Source organism: Paraburkholderia sp. FW306-02-B (assembly GCF_058782725.1).
Map to the genome: position 1 here is coordinate 2,713,049 of NZ_JBYSXZ010000002.1, position 17,110 is coordinate 2,730,158.

At 60.1% G+C, this 17,110-nt stretch carries 15 protein-coding genes; 6 read left to right on the forward strand and 9 right to left on the reverse strand.

The genetic code is table 11. The features are described from left to right. Positions 1 to 2: 2 nt before the first annotated feature. Positions 3 to 866, forward strand: coding sequence for an ABC transporter permease (locus tag AC3WOG_RS33475; protein ID WP_492582013.1), 864 nt, complete (start codon positions 3 to 5; stop codon positions 864 to 866). Positions 867 to 1,045: 179 nt separating this feature from the next. Here the strand turns inward: AC3WOG_RS33475 and AC3WOG_RS33480 are convergent, their stop codons facing one another. Both AC3WOG_RS33480 and AC3WOG_RS33485 read right to left on the reverse strand, forming a co-directional pair. Beyond that, positions 1,046 to 1,546, reverse strand: coding sequence for a hypothetical protein (locus AC3WOG_RS33480; protein ID WP_492582014.1), 501 nt, complete (start codon positions 1,544 to 1,546; stop codon positions 1,046 to 1,048). Beyond that, positions 1,543 to 2,733 (reverse strand): DUF6402 family protein, encoded by a 1,191-nt coding sequence (locus tag AC3WOG_RS33485; RefSeq protein ID WP_492582015.1) that lies wholly within the window; start codon positions 2,731 to 2,733, stop codon positions 1,543 to 1,545. The genes AC3WOG_RS33480 and AC3WOG_RS33485 overlap by 4 nt, the downstream gene beginning before the upstream one ends. Positions 2,734 to 3,394: 661 nt before the next feature. Here AC3WOG_RS33485 and AC3WOG_RS33490 point away from each other — a divergent pair. From AC3WOG_RS33490 to AC3WOG_RS33500, 3 genes are all read left to right on the forward strand, one after another. Continuing rightward, on the forward strand, positions 3,395 to 3,655 hold the full coding sequence (locus AC3WOG_RS33490; protein ID WP_492582016.1) for a hypothetical protein: 261 nt from the start codon (positions 3,395 to 3,397) through the stop codon (positions 3,653 to 3,655). 288 nt (positions 3,656 to 3,943) lie between these two features. After that, positions 3,944 to 5,407 (forward strand): tetratricopeptide repeat protein, encoded by a 1,464-nt coding sequence (locus tag AC3WOG_RS33495; protein ID WP_492582017.1) that lies wholly within the window; start codon positions 3,944 to 3,946, stop codon positions 5,405 to 5,407. 150 nt (positions 5,408 to 5,557) lie between these two features. After that, positions 5,558 to 7,111 (forward strand): alkaline phosphatase family protein, encoded by a 1,554-nt coding sequence (locus tag AC3WOG_RS33500; protein ID WP_492582018.1) that lies wholly within the window; start codon positions 5,558 to 5,560, stop codon positions 7,109 to 7,111. A gap of 215 nt (positions 7,112 to 7,326) precedes the next feature. Here the strand turns inward: AC3WOG_RS33500 and AC3WOG_RS33505 are convergent, their stop codons facing one another. The 4 genes from AC3WOG_RS33505 to AC3WOG_RS33520 form a co-directional block, all read right to left on the reverse strand. Further along, entirely contained in the window at positions 7,327 to 7,575 is a 249-nt protein-coding gene (locus tag AC3WOG_RS33505) for a hypothetical protein (protein WP_492582019.1), read from the reverse strand. Between the two features lie 177 nt (positions 7,576 to 7,752). Beyond that, complete coding sequence (locus tag AC3WOG_RS33510; protein WP_492582020.1) at positions 7,753 to 8,877, reverse strand: aminotransferase; 1,125 nt, start codon at positions 8,875 to 8,877, stop codon at positions 7,753 to 7,755. A 45-nt stretch (positions 8,878 to 8,922) separates the two neighbouring features. Then, a complete protein-coding gene (locus AC3WOG_RS33515; protein WP_492582021.1) occupies positions 8,923 to 10,164 on the reverse strand; it encodes an NAD(P)/FAD-dependent oxidoreductase in 1,242 nt (413 codons plus the stop codon). A gap of 66 nt (positions 10,165 to 10,230) precedes the next feature. Beyond that, positions 10,231 to 11,019, reverse strand: coding sequence for an ABC transporter substrate-binding protein (locus tag AC3WOG_RS33520; RefSeq protein WP_492582022.1), 789 nt, complete (start codon positions 11,017 to 11,019; stop codon positions 10,231 to 10,233). 229 nt (positions 11,020 to 11,248) lie between these two features. On the opposite strand from AC3WOG_RS33520, the gene AC3WOG_RS33525 reads away from it, so the two are divergent. Both AC3WOG_RS33525 and AC3WOG_RS33530 read left to right on the forward strand, forming a co-directional pair. After that, positions 11,249 to 12,220, forward strand: a complete 972-nt coding sequence (locus AC3WOG_RS33525; RefSeq protein ID WP_492582023.1) for an ornithine cyclodeaminase family protein — start codon at positions 11,249 to 11,251, stop codon at positions 12,218 to 12,220. 96 nt (positions 12,221 to 12,316) lie between these two features. Beyond that, entirely contained in the window at positions 12,317 to 12,961 is a 645-nt protein-coding gene (locus tag AC3WOG_RS33530; protein WP_492582024.1) for a helix-turn-helix transcriptional regulator, read from the forward strand. 49 nt (positions 12,962 to 13,010) lie between these two features. Here the strand turns inward: AC3WOG_RS33530 and AC3WOG_RS33535 are convergent, their stop codons facing one another. From AC3WOG_RS33535 to AC3WOG_RS33545, 3 genes are all read right to left on the reverse strand, one after another. Beyond that, positions 13,011 to 14,063 (reverse strand): phytoene/squalene synthase family protein, encoded by a 1,053-nt coding sequence (locus tag AC3WOG_RS33535; protein ID WP_492582025.1) that lies wholly within the window; start codon positions 14,061 to 14,063, stop codon positions 13,011 to 13,013. A 132-nt stretch (positions 14,064 to 14,195) separates the two neighbouring features. Then, positions 14,196 to 15,074 (reverse strand): amidohydrolase family protein, encoded by an 879-nt coding sequence (locus AC3WOG_RS33540; RefSeq protein WP_492582026.1) that lies wholly within the window; start codon positions 15,072 to 15,074, stop codon positions 14,196 to 14,198. 35 nt (positions 15,075 to 15,109) lie between these two features. Beyond that, positions 15,110 to 17,023, reverse strand: coding sequence for a feruloyl-CoA synthase (locus tag AC3WOG_RS33545; RefSeq protein WP_492582027.1), 1,914 nt, complete (start codon positions 17,021 to 17,023; stop codon positions 15,110 to 15,112). Positions 17,024 to 17,110 lie beyond the last annotated feature (87 nt).

Here is a 17,110-nt window from a genome sequence, read left to right on the forward strand (position 1 = left end):
ACATGTCTACTACCCCTCAACAGGTGATGCCTTCGGGTATCGATCCCGCGTCGCTCGCGCAAGTCGAACGCGTCGCGCAAAAACGCATCCGTCAACGTCATGCGCTGGTGGTCTCACTGCGTATTCTCGTGCTGGTGGTCGTGCTCGGCGGCTGGGAATTGTCGGCGCGCCTGAAGTGGATCGATCCGTTCTTCTTCTCGATGCCGAGTGCGATCTTCGAACAGATCATCGACTGGTTCGTGAACGGCACATCGCAGGGTCCGTTGCTTACGCAGGTCTGGGTCACGCTGGAAGAAACCGGTCTTGGCTTCATCATCGGTTCGGTGGCGGGCATCTTCTGCGGCATCCTGCTCGGCCGCAACAAGCTGCTGTCCGACGTGTTCAGTCTTTACATCAAGATCGCGAATTCGATTCCGCGTGTGGTGCTCGGCTCGGTGTTCGTGATTGCGCTCGGTCTTGGGATGGCGTCGAAAGTGGCGCTCGCGGTGGTGATGGTGTTCTTCGTCGTGTTCGCCAACGCGTTTCAGGGTGTGCGCGAGGCGGATCGCTACATGATCGCGAATGCGCAGATTCTGGGTGCGTCGCGTCGCCAGGTGACGACTTCGGTTGTGATTCCGTCGGCGCTTAGCTGGATTCTGGCAAGCTTGCATGTGAGCTTCGGCTTTGCACTGGTGGGCGCGGTGGTCGGCGAATTCCTCGGTTCGAAGCAAGGTATCGGTTTGCTGATCTCGACGGCTCAAGGCGCATTCAACGCAAGCGGTGTGTTCGCGGCGATGATTGTGTTGGCGGTGGTCGCACTGGCCGCGGATTATCTGTTGACTGCCGTCGAACAGCGGTTGTTGAAGTGGCGGCCGGCGGTGGTTTAACTGGATCGTCAGGTTGTAGAGTGAAAAGGGCGCCGCGGGCGCCCTTTGTTGTTTATGCTCTGGCGGAAGCGCTGCCCGCCAATATTGCCTGTTTGACGAGGGTTTTGACGGCTACCCCATGGCCCCAGACCACCCCGCGCCCTGGACCGAGAGTCCGTGCATCGTCGGGGCACGTTGCACTATGGCAGCCGAGCCGTGAGGCGATCGTATAACGAGGGCGGCAAATCGATTTTCCCGTCATCACCGTCCGCTGCTGTGTCGTAGATCAATGCGTGTCCCGTCCAGACGAGTTTGGCCTCGTCAGGATACGAGTAGGTCCGTTCGGCTAATAGTTTGCTGGACTGCGCCTCGTATAGTCGCAAAAGAATCCTGTCATCCCATAAGTAGCTGTAGCTGGCCACGTAGCGGCTGTCCATGTCGGACCGCACATCGTGCCAGGTGGTGGCGTGCGATCGCTGCCGCACACCCCAAAGATAATTGCCCGCGTAACCTAACACCATGACGACGACGAGACGTTTTGTTGTTATCGTAATTACCTTGCGAGCACGCGCCGCCCTGCCGTTACTGCTTGAAAAAATGAACAGGCCGGACCGGGCAAGGCTAACCAGGAAAACCACTGTGATAATGACGATCGCCCAAAGCATGAGCATGCCTTGACCATATATCTGAAAGCCTTTCACAGGAACCTCAGTACGATGGGCGGATTCAGCCTGATAACGCGGTAATCCGAATAAACGACAAAGTCCCCTCCGCGCTTGTGGATCCGCTGCCACTGTCTGAATGAACTATTCCTCACCGGATAGTGAACGTTCCCACGTACACGAACATTTCCGACCGCGACCGGATAGTCAATCCATGGTATGCCGGCGATGCCAGCGCCCGCGGTCGCCGGTACAATAATTACTCCGTCACGGCTCCAGTGGCCAAGATATTGCGACGGCTCGCCGGGCCCGTCGGTAAAGGTGTAATTGGCCTTGACGTAGACAACGATGCTTGTGACCGTCGCGTGTTGTGCATTCCAGTCGAGCGCGGCATCAGCGATAGCTGCGTAAAAATTGAACGAACCCAAGGAACCTGTGAGGTCATCCGGGACCCCGTGATTGTTCGTTTCCGATGCAACGAACTGGTCGAATTTCTGGCTTATCGTGCTTTCAACACCCGCACGCTGGAATTGGAAGTGTTTGTGTAGCGTCGGCAGATCCTTCGCGCTAGCGGCCAGTCCGTCAACTCCGCCATATGATGTGCGATACGGCTTGAGGTTGCGTCCAATCTCTTCGACCGCCTTCGGCGTTCTCACGGCGGTACTAATCAGGTAGTCATACTGTGCCTTGGCTCGCGGGTATTTAAGAATCCAGTCGAACTTGATTGTCGTCGTATCGATCATGCTTGGCGGGTACGGTTCGCCATTCTGGTTGATCCCCGCCTTTTCGTCGTCGGTCGTGGGCGAATAGTTGAGCGCTCCCGCAAACCACTTCTCCATGAGCAGCGCCGAGACGGGCATAAATTCCTTGCGCATGGCTCCGGGAATTTCCTGGATGTCAAATTGGGGTACCACATGCCGCTCCTCCTCCTCGACTGACGCAGGCTTCAGTGCTTTTGGAGGATCGGGCGTATCTAGCCATTTTCTGAAGCGGGCTTGGGCTTCCAGGACGTCAAGCAACATGTCCCCGGCGTCTTTCGTCTTGCGCGGTTGCTTGGGGACGGGCGACGGTCGCGCCTGATCGCGTAGCGCCGGCAGATCCCTTTCCATTGAAACGGCCAGATTGGGCACCGCGTAACATCCGCTCTTACCGGCGCACCGTTTCCAACGCCACAGAATTTTATTGATCTTGTAGTACGGTATTTTCTCGTAGTAGGCGGACGACATAGTGACCCAACAGAGTGGTTTTTCGAGTTCCGATCACCAGCGATGGCTCTCTGCCACTAGCTCGCGGAAATGCATCCTAGCCGGTTATCTTGTCTCGAAAAACTGTTGCTGGAGAGAATCCGGCTGCAAGGCAAGCTTTCCTGAAGACCACTGGCGAATCTCGAGCAGTCCCGCGAAGCACGTTGCTGCCGCGTTATCCCGCCCACTACGACTCCCGATTAAATCTTGGGGTGTTTGCGCGATCGATTGATAGCGAGTCGAATTCAACGACTAGCCCCGTTCTCCTTGCCCCAGGCGCACCGCCCCACAGCAATCATCGTATAAAAACATCAGATCTGAACCCGCTTATTTCGCATTAAGGATGGCTGATTAATGCTTAAGTTTCATTGCGACTGGCTCGTCTCTTTCTTGTAGTGGAAGCAAACCGGTTCTCTGAGGTCCGTCAAACAACAAAGCCACAGCATGCACCTTTCCATTGCGAAAGGAAGCTCTTCCGGTAACGCACTTCTCTGGTGCGCTGTGCGGAATTCGACAATGGAAGCCAGTGACTGTCTCCACTCTGAGTCTCGTCAGACCGCTCGGTCTTCATCGTGAGCAATCCGGCGAGGTTTTCGCAATGAGGTGTCGCGAGGGCGGCGCCGGCAGTTTGAAGGAGATGGAAATGAAGAAGGCTCTGATGATCGCAGGCGGACTACTTTGCGCGCTGTCGTGGCAAGCGCGTGCCCAAGACGCCAGCACGGAGACGACCGCGCAAGCACCGCAGGCCGTTGTCGACTCCGTCGGCGGGCAGCCTGCAACCACCACGATGTCGGGCGGTCCCGCACAAGGGCTGACGCGGGCGCAGGTTTACCAGCAACTTCAACAATCGCAGCAAAGTGGTGAAGCCGCTCGACTGCAGGAGCTTTTCAAGGGAGGTAATTGAGCTGGCAGGCTGATTTCTCGACGCCACTGCTCCAGGTAAAACGCCGCTTCGCTTGCTACGGCATGAGACTAACGCGGCGTCTACTCGATAGGCGCCGCGTTAGTCTCATGCCGCCGAACTTCCGACCGGCATCCGTCGGCCGGCGGCCAACACAATTCGAGCTTCGATATCGCCGCAAAGCCCCCGCATCCCCACCGGGCAACGATCGACGCGCGATGGCACGGACGATGCATAACAGCTGCCACTCAAGTCGTGCACTTACCCACTCCGGTTGAATCGAGGTGCGTCATGTCGAGTATTCAGGGGCAACGTCGGACCATGAACTGGCAAGGCCGTCCGCTCTCCCGCGTCAGCGGCACGGGCCGCCATATCAACCGCCATTCGGGAAGACTCGTCCCGGCTGGATTGCGCACTGCCGGATGGATCGGCCGCTGCCCGAAGGAACTATGGCCGTATGTCTTGCCGTGGGTGTGCGCGCTGCTGGCCGTCGCGTTTTTCAGTCTCGTGGTGCGCGGCGTGCTCACGCGACAGTTGCTGGTGCCACCGGTCGAAACACCGCATTCGTTGATGGAACGCGGCTATACCTCCAACTTTCTCGCCGAGCGAATCATGTCCGCGATGCGAGAGATCGGCCAGGACGCCCAGTCGATTCCACACGACACGATGGCCGACAACGACGCGCAACCCGATATCCAGATTCCCGGTCAGGACGTGTCCTATGCGTCGACGGTCCGCTTCATCAAAGGTATCGTCAAGCGCCCGGATGTGGTCGTTCATGTCGGCATCACCAAGGTGGGCGATAGCGCGGATTCCTACATTGCACACGTGCAGATCGAAGGCGGCCCATTCAATTCGCGCGAGAGCGCGGTGCCGTTCGTCGGGCGCGACATGGAAAAATTCGTGAGCGACATCGCCAGCCAGGCCATGCGGCTCGCCGAGCCGAATGTACTCGCCAGCCATCTTTACTCAGAAGTCCAGAAGACCAGGTGTTCGCTGGCGCAATGCAATTATCGCAAGGTCCTCGATATCTATGACGAGGTGCTTGCGCTGCCGGCCTCCGAGCAAGGCGAATGGGCGCTGGCCGGTAGGGCGTGGCTGCTCACCAGGCAAGGGCTGTCGCAACAGGCGGAACAACAAAGCCGTGAAGCACTGACCGTGTACAAGGATTCGGCGGTTCTGCGGGCAGCCCTCGGGATTGCGCTCGAACAGCAGAACCGCATCGACGACGCGCTCGACGCGCTCCAGGCCGGGGCGCGCGAGAAATCGAAGACGGCTGAAAACCTGCGTCTTCTCGGCGATGTGCTTCTGCACGCGAAGCGTTATCCGGAAGCACTCGATGCCTTCAGTAAAGCAGCAAAGATGAGGCCGGACTCGGTAGACAATTTGCACGACTGGGGCGAGGCGCTCGTGACTGTCGGCCGCTACGACGAAGCGATCGACAAGCTCTCTCGAGCGGTGGCGCTGCGTCCTGACCTCGCGCCTTCGTATGCCGAATGGGGCCGGGCGCTCGATCGTAAAGGCGATCTATCCGGCGCCGGGCGCAAATATGCGCGGGCGTCGGAACTCGACGCAGGTAGCTTGTCGGCGCGTGAAATCCAGATGGCCCGGCTCAGCAAGGCGTTTCAGGACGCCGACGGTCCCGGCACCCCCATGCCCGGCGTGAAGACCAGACCCATTTCGAATTCGCCCGCGGCCACCCAGCTTCAAGCCGCACAAAGCGATGCCGGATGGATCGCGACGAAGATCGGTTGACTCAAAGGCATCTCATGTTGCATTGTCACCAAGACTCTTTCGCAGCGGCGCGTTTTGCGCTACGTTTGCAACGCTGGCAAGCTCACACGATCAAACTCGAACGGTAGTGCGCACACTGAATCCATCCAATCCCCTGCTGGAGCGATGAATATGAGTGACGTCCACAACGGCGAAGCGGCGGCAAGCGAGGTCAATACAACGAACGCTGCACAGAAGGATCACATCGAACATGTGGTGCTGCTGCTGATGGAAAACCACTCGTTCGATCAGATGCTCGGATGTCTGGACAAAGTGCACAAGGGGCTGGACGGTATCCAGAACGCATCGTCGAAATCGAACGACGACGGCCAGGGCCACACGTTTTACCCCCGTGAGACAAGCGAGCGGCAGATGAAGCTCGATCCCAATCACGGACACGCGGCCGTGTTAAAGCAACTCCAGGCAGACAATGGCGGCTTCGTTCAATCCTTTGCAACGGACTACCCAAAAAGCAGCCTCGCCGCGCGACAAGACATCATGGGCTACTACCCGCTCAATTTTCTGCCGGCGTTGCACACACTAGGCGCGCAATTCACCGTTTGCGACAGATGGTTCTCGTCATTGCCGGGCCCGACCTGGCCGAACCGGTATTTCGCGCTGACGGGCACATCGATGGGTCAGGTCGAGATGCCCTCGGGACTCGACGCACTGAATCCGAAGTGGTACACCGAGCAAACCCAGGACACGATTTTTGACCGCCTGAACGACGCGAAGAAAACGTGGCGGGTTTATTTCTACGATTTTCCCGCGTCGCTGCTGTTGAAAAATCAGAGGCGCGCCGAAAACCTCGCAAACTACCGCTTGTTTAACGAGTTCTTCGAGGACGCAGCCGGCCCCGAGAATGCGTTTCCGGCGTTTGTACTGATCGAGCCGAAATACTTCGGCGAAGCACAGAACGACGATCATCCGCCGCACAACATCATGAAAGCGGAAAAGCTGATCGCCGATACTTACAATGCGCTGCGCTCCAATCAAGCCTTGTGGGAGCGCACGCTGTTAGTCGTGCTGTACGACGAGCATGGTGGTTTCTTCGACCACGTGCCGCCGCCGTCCAATGCGGCCGCGCCCGACGAGCACGTCGACGCATTCGATTTCACCCTGCTCGGCGTGCGCGTGCCCGCCGTTCTGATTTCACCGTGGTGCGATCCCGGTGTGTGTCACGCGCAATTCGATCATTCAAGCCTGCTGAAGTATCTAACCGACAAGTGGGCGCTTGGACCGCTCGGAAAACGCGTGCAGGCCGCGGCAAGCGCCGGGCTGGCGATCCGGTCCAGGGGCGTTGCCCGGACAGATACGCCACCGTTTATCCGCGTCACCAATCAGTCGCTGATTCCTGAGCACGTGGACCTCGAACGGAAGTCTTCTAATGGCAACCAGCACGGGCTCAATCATTTCGCGGATTATCTGCACGCCGAACTCGATTTGCTGGCCGCGGGCCTGGTGGAGTCGGCCGCACAACTCGCTCGTACGGGCACTGTCTGGGTACGGTTGAAGAGCGCACTCGGCTCCGCGATGGTGGGTTTCGGGCAGTGGCTGAGCAAAGACTTTTATGAAGCTCAAAGTGACCGGGAAAAGCGCACCGGCCAGGCATTCACGCGTTTAAGGCAATCCGCACGCTATACCGCACATGAGCAGGCCGCCGTCGACACGGTGACGCCGCCCTAGCGTTAGCAGCGCGCTGTTGTTTCCAACAGAGCGCCGAGTTACCCGCTTTTATCTCAAATCTCGCAACAAACCTTACCTGAAGTGGCGATTACTCTAGCCAGATCGCAAATCTACAATGCAATTCATCGGGCTCCCGATGACTTCGCCCGGACCTTCGCGGTCTGGGCGCTTTTTCTTCGTCGTTATCTGTGCCCGGGCAGGACGCTCCGCGATAATCAATCGCGTGCGATCAGATCGCCGACGCGCCCGCGGCCGGTAACGAGGCAACTCGACAGGAAATTTTCACCCTGGCTGCTGGATCCGGCCTCGCCGAAACCTTTTTTCAACGCGTCCAATTTGACCAGCTCCGCGCCTTGCGAGCAGGTTATTGTCCCCATCTCTCCTGCTTGCGCGCGCATCAACGCTCTATCCGCCATCAGATAGCCAAGCAGCAATACCACGGCAATATTGAACACTTGTCTCATGGTTCGTCTCCTCTTTTGAGGAGCCTAACGCGAACCACCGATGCACGATGCTAGGGGTTTCCCGATTGGCCGGTGTTAAATGATGCGGATTAAATACGCACCTTCGCGGTTGAAAGCCTCGCTTGCCATAGCAGCCTTGAAGTGGCGGTGCAGCGAGGCGTGCTCACGCCGCCGCGTTCATCTAAGCTGATTCGCGAGGAATTGGGACACTTTGGCCAACCCCGCTTCGAGCACATTCCGGTTATTCGCGTAGCCGATGCGCACATAGCCTTCCATGTCGAGTGCGCTGCCCGGCGTGAACATCACCCCGGTCTGCTCGATAAGCGCCGTGCAGAAATCGCGCGACGGCATCGGCAAATCGTATTTCAACAAAGCCGTGGTGCCGGATTTCGGCCTGATGTACGAAATGGCCGGCTCCTTGGCGACCCAGGCGTCGACGATCGCCAGATTGGATCGCACGATGTCGTGATTGCGCGCGAGGATCGCAGCGCGGTGTTCGAGCGCGATGGACGCGAAGTGATCGTCGATCATGCCCACGCTGATCGTGTTGTAGTCGCGATGAATCGCGACCGCGTGAATCAGTTCTTCTGGACCGGCGATCCAGCCGAGCCGCAGTCCCGCCAGCGAATAGGTCTTGGACATGCTTCCCGTGCTGACGCCGCGCTCGTAGACGTCCGAGATCGATGCGGTGTAGCCGTTACCGTGCTGATCGGTGCCGCGATAAACCTCGTCGCACAGCACGTATGCGCCGCACGATCGCGCGATCTCGCCCACCTCGCGAAGGAACTTCTCATCCATCAACGATCCGGTCGGATTGTTAGGATTATTGATCGCTATTAGCCTGGTTTTGTCGTTGACGAGGCTTCGCAGTTCGGCGAAGTCCGGCAGGAACGCATTTTCCTCGCGCAGCTTGAGGATGCGTACGTCCGCGCCATAGCTCTCGGGAATCGAATAATGTTGCTGGTACGTAGGCAGCACCGAGATCACCGTGTCGCCGGGTTCGACTAGCGTCTCGTACACCAGCGCATTGCCTCCGATCGCGCCATGCGTGACGATCACGTTGGCCGGCGTCTGGCGTTCGTACATCGCCGAGATCGCCTCTCGCAAACGCGCGGAGCCCTCGATTGCGCCGTAGGTGAGCTTAAGCGCACGCAATTCGTCCAGAATGCAGTCCTGCTTGCCCGTGAGGGTCAGCAACTGATCGACCGTCAGCGATTCCACGCAGGTTTCCGCGAGGTTGTATGTGCACTGGTTCTCATAGAGGTCCATCCAGCGCTCGACGCCGAATTCCTTGATCTTCATTTCACTCTCCTTGTTTTTCGAATCGCGACGACGTGCACAGCCAGCCTAACGGAAGCGCTCCGGACGAAACGGACGCACATCGGCGAACGGCGTAGCGCCCGTCATCATTTCCGCTAGCAGGCGCCCTGTGACGGGCCCGAGCGTCAAGCCATGATGGTTATGTCCAAACGAAAACCAGAGACCGCGATGACGAGGCGCAGGTCCGATCACCGGCCGCATATCGGGTGTGCACGGACGCAGCCCCAGCCATGGTTTCTCATCCAGACGATCCCCGAGACCGAATGCCGGCCTGGCAATACGTTCCGCGCGTTCGAGTTGAATAGCAGTGGGCGCCGCATCCCGTCCGGCAATCTCGACGCCCGTGGTGAGACGCAAGCGGCCTTGCATCGGGGCGATCACGTAGCCTTCTTCTGTATCGACCACCGGCACCGAGAGAATCGTTTGCATGGGCTGGTAGTGCATGTGATATCCGCGTTTCGCACGCAGCGGAATGCGATAGCCAAGCGGTGCGAACACCGTGTCCGACCACGGTCCGAGCGCGACCACCACGTCCTTTGCGCTGATTTTTCCGGCGCTTGTCTGAACGGTCCAGGCATCGCCTTCGGCGCTCACGGTGGCCGCATCGCCGGTCAGCAGCGTACCGCCGCCGTCTTCGAACAGACGCGCATAGCCCTTCGTCAGTGCGCCCGGATCCGAGATGCTCTTTGGGTCCTGCCAATGCAGCGCGCCACAAAAGCCTTGCCCGATGCCAGATTCTTGCGCATGGAGCGCCGCCGCATCGAGCGAGGCGACGCGCAGGCCGTGCTGGCGCGCGGCGGTTTCGGCGGCCGCCGCCTGATGGTCGAACCCGGCCTGGGTGCGAAACGCTTCGATCCACCCGCCGTCGTGCACGAGGCCGCCAAGACCGGCGCGCTCGATCAGCGCATCGTGTTCGGCGACGCTTTGCCGGATCAGCGGCAGCATGTCGCGTGCGGCCATCGCGAGGCGCTCCGGTGACGACTCCCACCAGAAACGCCCGAGCCATGACGCGAACGCGGGCAGTGCCCGGTAGTCCCAATAGAGATCGGTCGATTGATTGCGCGCATAACGCAGCAGTGTGCCGAGACTGCGAGGAAAGCCGTAAGGCACGATCGACGAACACTCGATCAAGCCCGCGTTGCCGAAGCTGGTTTCCTCACCGGGGCCACGCCGGTCGACCAGCGCGACGCGCCGTCCGCGATCCTGCAAATGCAGCGCGGACGACACGCCGACAATGCCGGCGCCCAGTACGATTACATCGAAATCCATAGACTCGCTCTGTTATCCGCACCTGCTCGCGCGGTTCGGATCTGTCGGCTCCGGCCTGGGAGCCGGTTACTTCGCAATGATGTCGCGCTTGAAGTACTTCATTGACAGATTGCTCAGCGTGCCGTCCTTTTTCAGCGCGTCGAGCGCGGCGTTAATCTTGCCGCCCAGCGCCTTGTCGCCCTTGCGCATGCCGAAGCCGGTGCCTTCGCCGAGGGTGGCCGGATCTTTGAGCGGCTCGCCGGCGATCACATAGTCGTGGCCGGCCGGCTTGTCCAGAAACCCGTCCTGCGCAGTCTGCGCTTCCTGGACCGCCGCATCCAGACGTCCTGCGACCAGGTCCGCATAGACCTGATCCTGGTCCTGATACGACACGATCTTTACGCCTGCATTCTCCCAATGCTGCTTGAGGAAATCTTCCTGCGACGACGCCTGCAGGACCCCGACGCGCTTGCCTTGAAGACTCTTTACATCGGGCAACAGCGTGGAGCCGCGCTTCGCGACCATCACGATCGGCACGACGTAGATCGGCGGCGTGAAATCGATACTCTGCTTACGCTTGGCGGTGATGTTCATCGCCGAATTGATGGCGTCGAATTTGCGCGCCTGCAACGCGGGAATCAGACCGTCGAACGAGTTTTCCACCCACACGCACTTCACGCCCATCTTCGCGCAGACGGCATTGCCGACGTCGATGTCGAAGCCCTGCAACTGGCCGGTCGGAGACTTGCTTTCGAACGGCGGATAGGCGGCCTCGATGCCGAAACGCAAGCTGCCTGCGGTTTCGGCGTTGACCGTGCCGGCCACGCTGACTAACGCGGCAGCGAGGCAGAGTGAAAGCGAAATCTTGAGATTCATGATGGTTCCGGGCCTGATGAGTATCGCTAGAAATGGGGGTCGGGTGAAACAGCCATGAGACCGTGCCAACTCCAATGGCATGGACCATGTTTCATCGCTGTTCTGGAACACAAGTCTATTCTGGACTCAGGCAATTGCAAGCATTTTTCAAAAATAATAGTCCAGACTGGACTTTGAATTTAGAATTGCGTCACCGCCGGAACCCGGCAACGACTTGGAGAGCAGGCAAATGAGCAATCGCGAAACGACCACCCCGTTGATCGTCCAGGAGGACGCCGTGCGCAACGCTCTGCCAGAACTGGATGTGCGCCGCGCGCTGACGCAGATGTTTCGCGCGCTCGGCAACGAAGATGCGGTCCAGCCGCCGCAAAGCCTGACGCTGTTTCCCGCCAATGCGGGTGATTTCATCACGTACCTCGGCGCCATCGCCGACGCCAGGGTATTCGGCGCGAAGTTGTCGCCGTACATCGTGACAGGCTCGAAGGCGATCATCACGGCGTGGACGGCGTTGATGTCCATGGAGACCGGCCGGCCGCTGCTGTGGTGCGACGCCGGCCTGCTCACCATCGAGCGCACCGCCGGCGCGACGGCGCTCGCGGTCGAACACCTTGCGGCAGCCGGTGCGCGCCGGCTCGCGATCGTCGGCGCCGGGGCGCTCGGACAGGCGCACCTGCGCCATATCGCTCCGTTGCGGCCCTGGGATGCCATTCAGGTGTTCGCGCCCGGACTCCGCGGCAACGAGGCGAAACGCTCGGCGATCGCCGCGCTGGATGCGCGTGTGACGATCAGCACCACACTCGAGGACTGCGTGCGTGACGCTGATGTCGTGGCCTTGTGCACCTCATCGGGCACGCCTGTGTTGTCTGAAGGCATGCTGGAAAAACCGGCGTTGATCACGTCGATCAGCACGAACGCCGCGAATGCACACGAGATCCCGCCAGCCTGGCTGACGGAGATGGACGTATATTGCGACTACCGGCGCACCACGCCGGCCAGCGCGGGTGAAATGAAGCTGGCGGCTGAGCTCCATGGATGGTCGCCGCAAAGCGTAGTGGCTGACCTGCCCGACCTGGTCTGCGGCAAGGCCGCCAGGCCGTCTTACCGGAAGCATGTCTTGTTCCGCTCGATCGGGCTCGGCCTGGAAGACGTGGCGATCGCCTACGAGTTGTTGCGGCATCTGACGTCGAAAATCGCCGCGTAGACGCCGTGGCAAAATAGTACGGACCACAAGGATTGACGGCGGCGTGAACAACCCCATGTCAGACATCGCCGCTACCTGAAAACTGCACCTATCTCCATGCGAAAGACAAAAACCACACCGGCTCGCCGGCTTCTGCTCGAGCGATATAGCCGCGTTGCCGACGGTATAGCGTTGCTCTTTTTCCCGTACGTGGAGATCGTCATTCACGACCTTCACAGCCAGACTGTCGCGTACATCGCGAATAATCTGTCGAAGCGCGAGTTGGGTGATGAATCAGCACTGGAAGAAATCGATCACGTAGCGCCGCCGGGCACGATCGGTCCATACGAGAAGATCAATTGGGACGGCCGGCGCATGCGTTGCGTCAGCACGGTGCTGTTCGACGATGCCGGCGTCGCCTTCGGCGTGATGTGCATCAACTACAACATCGCCGTCTTCGATGAAGTGAAACACGTCATCGACCTTGTCGTTTCAGGCGCGGGCATCGTGAAGCAGCCCGAGGAACTGTTCAAGGACGACTGGCAGGAACGCATCAACACATTCCTTCACGCATGGCTTCAGGAGCGCCAACTGGCGTTGAACTCATTGACTCGCGACCATCGGCGCGAACTCGTCGCGGCGCTGTGGGCAGAGGGCGCCTTCAAAGGAAAGAGCGCGGCGAACTACGTTGCAAATGTTCTGGGGATGGGCCGCGCGACGGTGTATCAGCACATCAGGGATCTGCGGGACGCGGCGGAGTAGCATTCACCCCGCCACAAGGCAGCAAAGTCTTCGACGACTCGCATCCGAGTCAGTCTCCGAGCCGTGCTTCGATTTTCCCGATCCGCCGCTCGACCGACCTACGCACAAGTGCATTCGACGTGACCAGCAGCATTGAAGACGCGATGATCTTGTACACGTCGTTGCGCCGCACTTTGGAGACCTTGGCCGGATCGAGCCAGGCGTCGTTATCCACCAGCAACAGCACTGTGTCGAGGCCGATTAGCACCGGCCACAAACAGGCAAGGCGCAAACGCACGGAGAACGCGGGAATCGCGAGCGTGTATTCCAGGGCTTCGCGGAAGTGATCCAGCGTCTTGCGCACGAGCTCCACCATCAGAGGCCGCGCGCGAACCGAATTGCCCGGCAGCAAAAGGTCTTGCGCACTCAAGCCGAATCGATCCAGCATCGTGCTGGGAAGATAACAGCGGCCGATTCGCAAGTCTTTGCCGCAGTCGCGCAGAACGTTGGTCATCTGCAGCGCTTTGCCGAAGCGCACGCCCCGGCGCGTCATCGTCTCGGGCCGCTCCTTCAGTGTGCCGGGTATGTGCGCGTAGGTCATCGTGGTCCAGAATTCGCCGACGCATCCCGCCACCAGATAGGTATACCGGTCGAGCTCTTCATATTCCCGAAGCGCGACGATCTGTCCAGAACGCTCATCGGGAAACGTTCGAAGATCGAATTCCATGCCCTCGGTCAGCGTCGAGACGATCTCGCGCACCGCCTTCCGGTCGGACTCGCTCAGTTGCGACAACACCTCCAGCGCGGGCCCGAGCGACTCGAGCAACACCTTTTCATCCGACTGGATCTGCTGGCCCGCCACTTCGGCCGCCATTCGCCGGATCGACGCGCCGTCGTCCGCGGTGCCGTTGACCTGGTCGCGCAGCGACAACAGCAACGCGAGGCGTTGCTCCGGCGGGATCAGCGACGTGTCCGCAATCGTGTCCGCAGCGCGCGCCAACAGGTACGCGAGGCCGATCGGATCGCGCATCCCGGCGGGCAGCACGCGCAGGGTGAGGTAAAAGGAGCGTGAAACGCCTTTCAGGAGCGGGCCGAGAAGAAAGGCCCGGGTCGGATTCGGCATGGATGGGATCAGGTCAGTATTGGACGAAAATCGGGCGCTGCCGAATTGTATACGGCGTAACGCTTCTGCTGTGCGGCGCGGACTTCCCGAACTCCGCACTACCGACCTTCCGCACGTTGAGCGCTTAGACGCTCATGCGTTCAACCCCAGCAAGCCGATCGCGTTCTGCTTCAGAATCAGAGGCTGCACCTCTTCCCTGAAACCGGCCTGCCTGAAATCCTCCAGCCAGCGGTCCGGCTGGATCAGCGGGAAGTCCGAGCCGAATAGCATCTTTCGTTTCAGCAAGGTGTTGGCGTGCCGGATCAACTCGGGCGAAAAATACTTCGGCGACCAGCCGGACAGATCGATATAGACATTCGGTTTATGCAATGCGATCGATAACGCCTGTTCCTGCCACGGCCACGACGGATGCGCGATCACGATGTTCATATCGGGGAAATCCGCCGCCACGTCGTCGAGATAAATCGGCTCCGAATACTTCAGGCGAAGACCTCCGCCGCCTCGCATACCCGAGCCCATGCCGGAATGTCCGCTATGAAACACCGCCGTCAGCCGGTATTCGGCAATGAGCTCGTACAGTGGATAAGCGAGCCGGTCATTGGCGAAGAACGCCTGCATCGTCGGATGAAACTTGAAGCCGCGCACGCCGTATTCCTCCACCAGCTTGCGCGCTTCCCGAACGCCCATCTTGCCTTTGTGCGGATCGATACTCGCGAACGCGATCATGACGTCGCTGTTCTTCTGGGCGAATTCGGCGATCTCCTCGTTGGCAATACGCCGGCGCCCAAGGTTCGCTTCGCAATCGACGGTGAACATCACGAAGCCTATATTGCGCTCGCGATAATGCTCGATAGTCTCCTGAATCGTCGGCCGCCGTCCGAGTTTCAGCACTGTGCCGAAGTACTTGTCGGCGGCATCGTCGAATTCCTTCCCGAATAGATCGGGCGGCTGGCAACACGAGACCTCCGCGTGCACATGCGTGTCGATCGCGACGAGTTTTTCGATCTCCATCTACTGCTCCCCCCTGGTTTATCAATCAGCGCGCTTTACGTCGCACCGCAAGCGGTCGCGTAAATCACTGCGGGGTCGCGCTGCGTCGTGTCGTACATCGCTTCGACTAGCGCGGCCCGTTGCGTCAACACCGCGCGCTGATTGATCGAGCCCTTGTCGGTGATCTCGCCGAGATCGAGCGAAGGCGCGACGTCCATCAGCCGCATACGCGCTATCGTGGTCGCGCCGCCGGTCGCGCTGCGATTGAGCGTGTCGAGCAGCACGGCAAAATGCGCTCGCACGGCCGGCGCGTCGACCACCTCGCGCGCGCTCGCCGAAGCGGGCAGGCCGGCGAGCCAGCGGCAATCGTCGAGTCGCGGGAAAACCAGCAGACCTATATCGTCGAGATTCATCCCGGTCACGACCACGTCCTGCACATACGGCGCGCCTTCCGAAATCACCCGAGCGCGCATGGGACCGACGCTGACGAAGGTGCCCGAACTCAGCTTGAAGTCCTCGGCAATCCGGCCGTCGAACAGCAGTCCGAGTTCCGGCTGCCCGGCATCGACAAAACGCAGCGCGTCACCGCTGCAAAAATAGCCCTCTTCGTCGAAAGCGTTGTCCAGTTCGGCAGCGCTTGCGCGCCAGTACCCGGCCATCACATGTGGGCCGCGATAGCGCGCTTCGAGCTTGTCGCCGACCGGCGCGAGTTTGACCTCGCAGCCGTGCGCGGGCAGCCCGACATAGCCGGCGCGCATGATAGGCCCGGTGGTGAACAGACACGATGGCGACGTCTCGGTCATGCCGAGCCCGGCCATGATGCGAATGCGTTCGCCGCAATATTGTTCGGTGACCCGTTCGAGCCTGTCCCACGCCGCTTGCGACAGCCCCGCGCCCGAGAAGAAATAGACCTTTACACGTGACAAAAAAGTCTCGCGCAATGGCGCGTCGTGCTCGAGCGCAATGGCCAGTTCCTCCCAACCCTTCGGCACGTTGAAGTAAATCGTCGGCGCGATTTCACGCAGGTTGCGCAGCGTTTCTTCGAACTTGCCGTTGACCGGCTTGCCGTCGTCGATATACAGCGTGCCGCCGTTGTAGAGCGCAATGCCCGCATTATGACTGCCGCCGAAGGTGTGATTCCACGGCAACCAGTCGACCAGCACCGGCGGTTCGCTGGCGAATTCGGGAAACGTTTCGAGCAGCATCTGCTGGTTGCTGCACAGCATCCGGTGCGTAGTCGGTACCGCCTTGGGCAGTTTGGTCGAGCCTGAGGTGAAAAGGAATTTGGCGATGGCGTCAGGACTTACTGCAGTGTGAACGGCATCGACATTCGCCGGTGTGGTGTTCAACAGGTCACTGAATAGCGTCACGTTGCGGGCCGACTGGGGCTCCCGCGGCGGAGTCGCCGCCGCTATTTCGACATCGTTCGGCACCACCGCCTCGATTGCCCTTGCAAACATGTCGTAATCGCTGGCGAACACGAGGCCCGGCGTCAACAGTTCGAGCGTATGTCGCAGCTTGCCGAAGTCGCCGGAAGCCAGCGCGTAAGCGGGAGAAATCGCCGCATACGGAATACCGGCCCACATCGCGCCGAGCGCCAGTTGCAGATGCTCGAGATCGTTGCCCGACAGAATCGCCACCGGCCGCCCGACCGACAGATCACGCGCAAGCAACGCCTGCCCGATCGCGCGGGCGCTTCGCAGCGCCTTCGCGTAGCTGAGTCCCACCCACTGACCGTCGCTGCCGCGGCGCGCCGCCAGCCACCGGTCCGGATGCTCACGCGCGCCGCTCGCGAGCCGGTCGGTCAAGCGCTGCGGATGCTCGCCGAGCGGCTCGGCAGCGCGCAAATACCACGTGTCGCCCTTCTGTTGCACGTGCAACGATGAAGCGCCGATCGTCGTCGCGCGGTAGTGCGTCGGCCCGCTGGTATGCGCGCCGGGTGTGCTCGATTGTCTCGGCTCGGAATGCAAAGCCTGTCTCCTGGGAAAGCTGCCTGCGCGCCGCCTTGCGGCGGCGTCGGACGCTCCGCTCTACGCGGCGGAGCAACCTTCTTTAGT